This window comes from Mesorhizobium intechi (assembly GCF_002879535.1).
Taxonomy (GTDB): Bacteria; Pseudomonadota; Alphaproteobacteria; order Rhizobiales; family Rhizobiaceae; genus Mesorhizobium; species Mesorhizobium intechi.
This window is the reverse complement of the sequence record NZ_PNOT02000234.1, coordinates 1-5,551: the sequence shown is the minus strand read 5'-3', so window position 1 is coordinate 5,551 and position 5,551 is coordinate 1. Positions and strand designations below refer to the sequence as shown.

At 62.6% G+C, this 5,551-nt stretch carries 5 protein-coding genes; all 5 read right to left on the bottom strand.

Annotated features, from left to right (window positions below; translation table 11 throughout):
- Positions 1-54: 54 nt before the first annotated feature.
- The 5 genes from C1D09_RS20615 to C1D09_RS20595 all read right to left on the bottom strand — a co-directional run bounded on the left by C1D09_RS20615 (position 55) and on the right by C1D09_RS20595 (position 5,487).
- The gene (locus C1D09_RS20615) at positions 55-1,185 is read right to left on the bottom strand and encodes an ABC transporter permease (RefSeq protein WP_143976046.1); all 1,131 of its coding nucleotides are present in this window, start codon (positions 1,183-1,185) and stop codon (positions 55-57) included.
- On the bottom strand, positions 1,182-2,759 hold the full coding sequence (locus tag C1D09_RS20610) for an ABC transporter ATP-binding protein (RefSeq protein ID WP_167514692.1): 1,578 nt from the start codon (positions 2,757-2,759) through the stop codon (positions 1,182-1,184). The genes C1D09_RS20615 and C1D09_RS20610 overlap by 4 nt, the downstream gene beginning before the upstream one ends.
- Positions 2,760-3,036: 277 nt before the next feature.
- Positions 3,037-4,014 (bottom strand): quinone oxidoreductase family protein, encoded by a 978-nt coding sequence (locus C1D09_RS20605; protein WP_143976044.1) that lies wholly within the window; start codon positions 4,012-4,014, stop codon positions 3,037-3,039.
- Between the two features lie 28 nt (positions 4,015-4,042).
- Positions 4,043-4,849 (bottom strand): phosphatidylcholine synthase, encoded by an 807-nt coding sequence (pcsA, locus tag C1D09_RS20600; protein ID WP_167514693.1) that lies wholly within the window; start codon positions 4,847-4,849, stop codon positions 4,043-4,045.
- A 23-nt stretch (positions 4,850-4,872) separates the two neighbouring features.
- Positions 4,873-5,487 carry a DUF1326 domain-containing protein gene (locus C1D09_RS20595; RefSeq protein ID WP_095788751.1) on the bottom strand — a complete coding sequence of 205 codons (615 nt, stop codon included), beginning with the start codon at positions 5,485-5,487 and terminating at the stop codon, positions 4,873-4,875.
- Positions 5,488-5,551: the final 64 nt, after the last annotated feature.

Here is a 5,551-nt window from a genome sequence, read left to right as displayed (position 1 = left end):
ACAGCGGCGTCGCCGCCGTCGCGATCGTCAGGAGGATGTTGACGGTGATGTCCATCAGCGGGCTTCCTTCAACTTCGGTGCAGCGTCGAGCTTTGCCGCGCCTTCTTGTTTCGTCAGCGCCAGGCCGATCAGGCGGATGCGGTAGTGGATCAGCGTGTCGCAGCCGAGCACGAAGAACAAAAGCATGCCCTGGAAGACCCGCGCCACCTTGTCGGAAATGCCGAGCGCGCTTTGCACCGCCTCGCCGCCGAGATAGGTCAGCGCCAGAACCAGGCCCGCCGCGATGATGCCGAGCGGATTGAGGCGGCCGAGGAACGCCACGATGATGGCGGTGAAGCCGTATCCGGGCGAAATCACCGGTTGCAATTGCCCGATGGCGCCGGAGACTTCAGAAATGCCGGCAAGTCCGGCCAGCGCGCCCGACAGCAGGAAGGCGAAGAACACCATGCGGCTGAGCCCGAAACCGGCGAAGCGCCCTGCCCGCGGGCTGGAACCCAGCACGCGCACCTCGAAGCCCTTGAGCATGCGGGCCATCAGGATCCAGATCAGCACCGCGGCAACCAGCGCGAAGACAAAGCCCCAGTTGGCGCGTCCGGCGTCCGGCATCAGTTCCGGCAGTACGGCGGAGTCGCCGAACTGGATTGTCTGTGGGAAACCATGGCCCTGCGGATCGCGCCAGGGACCGCGCACCAGCCAGTCGAGGAAGAGCTGGGCGACATAGACCAGCATCAGGCTGGTCAGGATCTCGTTGGTGTTGAAGCGGTTCTTCAGAAACGCGGGTATCGCCGCATAGGCCGCGCCGCCGACCATGCCGAGCAAAAGCATCAGCGGCAACACCAGCGGGCCTTCGAATTGCGGAAACAGCACCGGTATGGCCGAGCCGAAGATGGCGCCGAAAATAAACTGGCCCTCGGCGCCGATGTTCCAGATGTTGGCCTTGTAACAGACCGACAGGCCGACCGCGATCAGGATCAGCGGCGCCGCCTTGATCGCCAGTTCATGCAACTGCCAGACTTGGCTGATCGGTTCGACAAAGTAGATCCGAAACGCGGTCAACGGATTGACTCCGAGCAGCGCGAACATGATGGCCCCGGCGATGATCGTCAGCGCGAAGGCGATGAACGGCGACAGGGCCGAAAACAGCGCGGACCGCTGCGGGCGTTTGACGAGTTCGAGGCGCATCATGCCGTCTCCAGCGTATGTTCGGCGTGGCCGGGCTCGGCGCCGCCCATCAGCAGGCCGACCTTCTCGAAGGTCGCTTCGGCGATCGGCATCGGCTTGGACAATTCGCCATTGTGCATGACCGCGATCGCGTCCGAAATTTCGAACAGCTCGTCGAGATCCTGGCTGATCACCAGCACCGCCGATCCGCTCCGCGACAGTTCGATCAACGCCTGGCGGATGTGGGCGGCGGCGCCGGCGTCGACGCCCCAGGTCGGCTGGTTCACCACCATGACGCTGGGCCGGCGGTCGAGTTCGCGGCCGACGATGAATTTCTGGAGGTTTCCGCCCGAAAGTGCCGCAGCCTCCGGATCCGGCGCGCTCTTGCGCACGTCCATCGCCTCGATGATGCGTTGGGAGGCAGCGTAAATGGCGCCGCTCTTGACCATTCCACCGGTGCCGACGAACGCCTTGCCGTCAGTGGCATGGCGCGACAGCAAGAGGTTTTCCGAAAGTTTCATGCGCGGCGCCGCACCATGGCCGAGGCGCTCTTCCGGCACGAAGGCGGCACCCAGCAAGCGCCGTCCGGTGATGGTCAGCCCACCCGCGTCCTTGCCGCGGATGCGCACCGAGGCGGCCTCCTGCTGCAACACTTCGCCTGAAACGGATTCGAAGAACTCGCCCTGGCCGTTGCCGGCGACACCGGCAATGCCGATCACCTCGCCGGCACGGACACTGAGGCGGATGTTCTTGAGCGGAATGGAGAACGGCGTTGCCGGCTTGCGGGTGAGACCGCGGATTTCAAGCAGCGGCTGCGCGGTCTCGATCCCCTCGACCGGCGCGCGCACCACGGCCTGCACCTCGTTGCCGACCATCATGCGGGCGAGCGAGGCGGCCGTCTCCTCGCGCGGGTTGCAATGGCCGACCACCTTGCCGTGCCGCAATACGGTGGCGCGGTCGCAGATGCGCTTGACCTCTTCCAGCCGGTGCGAAATGTAGAGGATCGATTTGCCTTCCGAGCGTAGCCGCTCCAGCGTCTCGAACAGCTTGTCGGCTTCCTGTGGCGTCAGCACCGAGGTCGGCTCGTCCAGGATGATAAGCTGCGGCGTCTGCAGCAGGCAGCGGATGATCTCGATCCGCTGGCGCTCACCGACCGACAGGTCGCCGACCAGCGTATCCGGATCGAGCGGCAGGCCGTAGCTGTAGGAAAGAGCCCTCGCCTTTGCGGCGATGCTGCTGATGGGCGAACCGTCGTCCAGGGAAAGCGCGATGTTCTCGGCCGCGGTCAGCGCCTCGAAGAGCGAAAAATGCTGGAACACCATGCCGATGCCGAGCTTCTTGGCGGCACCCGGGCTGGTGATCCGCACCGCCTGGCCGTTCCAGAAAATCTCGCCGGAATTAGGCTCCAGCGATCCGAACAGCATCTTGACCAGCGTCGATTTGCCGGCGCCGTTCTCGCCGAGCAGCGCGTGGATTTCACCTTTGGCGATGTTGAGATCGATATGGTCGCACGCCGTCAGCGTGCCGAATATCTTGGTCAGGCCGCGAACCTCGAGCAGGTTCGCCCCATCGTGATTTGCACTCACAGTGCCTCCCATCTGGTTCACCAGATATGTTCTGTGTTCCCGCAAGCATGGTAGGCGCCGCCGGCTCTCAACGGAAAGCGGCACGCGTCTTGAAAGAGCTTCAAGAATTTCAGCGGAAATTCAAGGGATAGCAAGCGCGGCGGGACTACGAGACTGTTTCGAATTCGCTCTGGCGAGTCATATGGTGGTGGTTCGAGAACCGGAGCGCAGCGGACATTTGGGTCCGTGAGCACCGGGAGCGCAGAAAACGCCATCAGATGGCCGCCAGTGCAGAGTTTCCAGGCAGTCTCTAAGGGATGAGAATGGTCGTCCCTGTGGTTCTGCGCCCCTCGAGGTCGGCATGCGCCTTGCCCGCATCCTTCAGCGCATAGCGCTGGTTGATCTGGATTTTGACGGCGCCGCTGAGCACCACGTTGAACAACGCGGCCGCGGAGGCGTCGAGGTCCTCGCGTTTCGCGTTGTAGACGAACAGCGTCGGCCTTGTGGCGAACAGCGAGCCTTTCTGCGCCAGCAATGACATCGAGAAGGGCGGGATCGGTCCCGAGGACTGGCCGAAGCTGACGAACATGCCGAGCGGCTTGAGGCAGTCGAGCGAGGCAGGGAATGTGTCGTTGCCGACCGAATCGTAGACGACGTCGCATTTCTTGCCGCCGGTGATCGCGGCGACGCCTTCGACGAAATCCTGCTCCCTGTAGTTGATGACATGATCGAAGCCGTGCGCCTTGGCGATTTCGATCTTGTCGGTCGAGCTTGCCGTGCCGATGACAGTTGCGCCCAGGTGCTTCGCCCACTGGCCTAGAATGAGCCCGACGCCGCCGGCCGCGGCATGGAACAGGATCGTGTCGCCCGCCTTCACCTTGAAGGTCCGGCGCAGGAGATATTCGGCGGTCATGCCCTTCAGCATCATTGCGGCCGCCTGTTCGTCGCTGATGCCGTCCGGAACCTTGACGACCCGGCTGGCATCGACGACGCGCTCCTCGGCATAGGCGCCTGTCGTTACGGCATAGGCGATCCGGTCCCCCGGCTTCAGCCAGGCGACGCCCTCGCCGACGTGCAACACGACGCCGGCGGCCTCGCTGCCCGGAATGAGAGGAAAGCCTCCGGGCGGCGGATAGAGGCCGGAGCGATGATAGACATCGATGAAGTTGAGGCCGATCGCCGTATGCCTGACCAGGATCTGCCCGGAACCCGGCTGGCCGGGATCGGCGTTCTCATAGGTCAGAACTTCCGGGCCCCCATGGGCGTGGATGCGGATCGCTTTGGACATGGATAGGGATTCCTCTGGGAGCGGCCGGTCAGGCCTTTTTGGCGCCGAGATTTGGAAAGAACTGCATGATGCCACCAATGCAGGCCAGGTAGAGCCCGGTAATGGTGATGCCGATCTTGATGAAGGTGCTGACCTGTCCGCCCAAAACGCCGATCTGGTCGTAGAAGGCGGCAAGCGCCGCCTGTGCGAGGGCGAGCGCGCCGAAGGCGCACCATAAAAGGGTCATTGTGAGATTGATGGGCCGCAGCCGCACGACCCGCACCGGATGAATGAAATTGATCGGTATGAAGGTCAGAATACCGGCAACCACCACCACCGCGAACGACACCCACTGTCCCGGCTCGATGACGAACAGCGTGAACACCACCATGTTCCAGACCACGGGGAAGCCCTTGAAGAAATTCTCCTTCGTCTTCATGCCGGTGTCGGCATAATAGATCGCGCTGGAGACGACGATGATCGCCGCCGACAGGAACGACAGACCCTCGCCCATGAAGCCGCGCTGGTAGAGCGCGAAGGCCGGGATCAGCACGTAGGTCACGTAGTCGATGATGTTGTCGAGGAGCTCGCCCGACCAGGTCGGCAGGATTTCCTTGACCTCGAGCTTCCTGGCGATTGGCCCGTCGATGCCGTCGACGAACAGTGCCAGCCCAAGCCACCAGAACATTGCCGTCCAGCGTTCCTCACTGGCAGCGACCAGCGACAGGAAGGCAAGGAACGAGCCTGACGCCGTCAGCAGATGGACGGAGAACGCCCTCGCCTGCGGCCAGGTGACCTTCTTCTTCGGTCGTGGAATCCGATCCGTGATTTTCTTGGCGGCCTTCCGTGCCGCCATGTTCCTGGCCGATGTGTTCTTGCTCACGGGCCCCGCCAATCCAGCTTGCAGATCTCGGCCGAGCGGCCGGCAAAATTCCAGTTGCGGCCAAAGGCTCGCATCTTGCTCTTGTCGGACCTCGCCACGATGATCTCCGGTGCAATCCAGTATTCCGAATTGGTGATCACCGTATCCTTCTCGCGATCCTTTCCCGCGATTGGCGTGACCGCGCCATCAATGATCTTCGGTATCTGGAAGATACGCGTCTTGTCCCGCGTCTCATAGGTTATCGGCACTTGTTCGACACCCAGGAATTTTCCGACCAGGATCGACAGCAGCGATGTCGTTCCGCCGGCCTTGCCGGTGAAAATCTTCGTCAAGGCCTTCACCGCGTAGATCGAGGCGCGTTTGTCGATGAAGAGGCCCGCGGTCCAGTTGCCGCGGCTCATGTAACCGGGAATCTCCATGATCAGGCCAAGGTTGAGGCCGGACAGGTCGACCTCGCCGAAATGGCCGGCATCGATACGGAAACCGGCCCAGGTCTGGCAATACCCCTCGGTCGGAGGGTGACTGCCGAGCGACAGCACGCAAGGGCAAAAAACCGTGCAATTGCAGGAGAGTACGAGCTCTCCTTTCATCGCCCAGCCCTGATCTGTCATTGAATTTCCCCCACTCACAGCGAGACTACTAGCAGCGCGGCTGCCCAGACAAGCAGTATCGCAC

What these genes read in the sequence shown, in the direction of transcription:
- C1D09_RS20615 (WP_143976046.1), bottom strand. Translation starts at nt 1,185, where the DNA reads ATGATGCGCCTCGAACTCGTCAAACGCCCGCAGCGGTCCGCGCTGTTT.
- C1D09_RS20610 (WP_167514692.1), bottom strand. Translation starts at nt 2,759, where the DNA reads ATGGGAGGCACTGTGAGTGCAAATCACGATGGGGCGAACCTGCTCGAG.
- C1D09_RS20605 (WP_143976044.1), bottom strand. Translation starts at nt 4,014, where the DNA reads ATGTCCAAAGCGATCCGCATCCACGCCCATGGGGGCCCGGAAGTTCTG.
- pcsA (WP_167514693.1), bottom strand. Translation starts at nt 4,849, where the DNA reads ATGGCGGCACGGAAGGCCGCCAAGAAAATCACGGATCGGATTCCACGA.
- C1D09_RS20595 (WP_095788751.1), bottom strand. Translation starts at nt 5,487, where the DNA reads ATGACAGATCAGGGCTGGGCGATGAAAGGAGAGCTCGTACTCTCCTGC.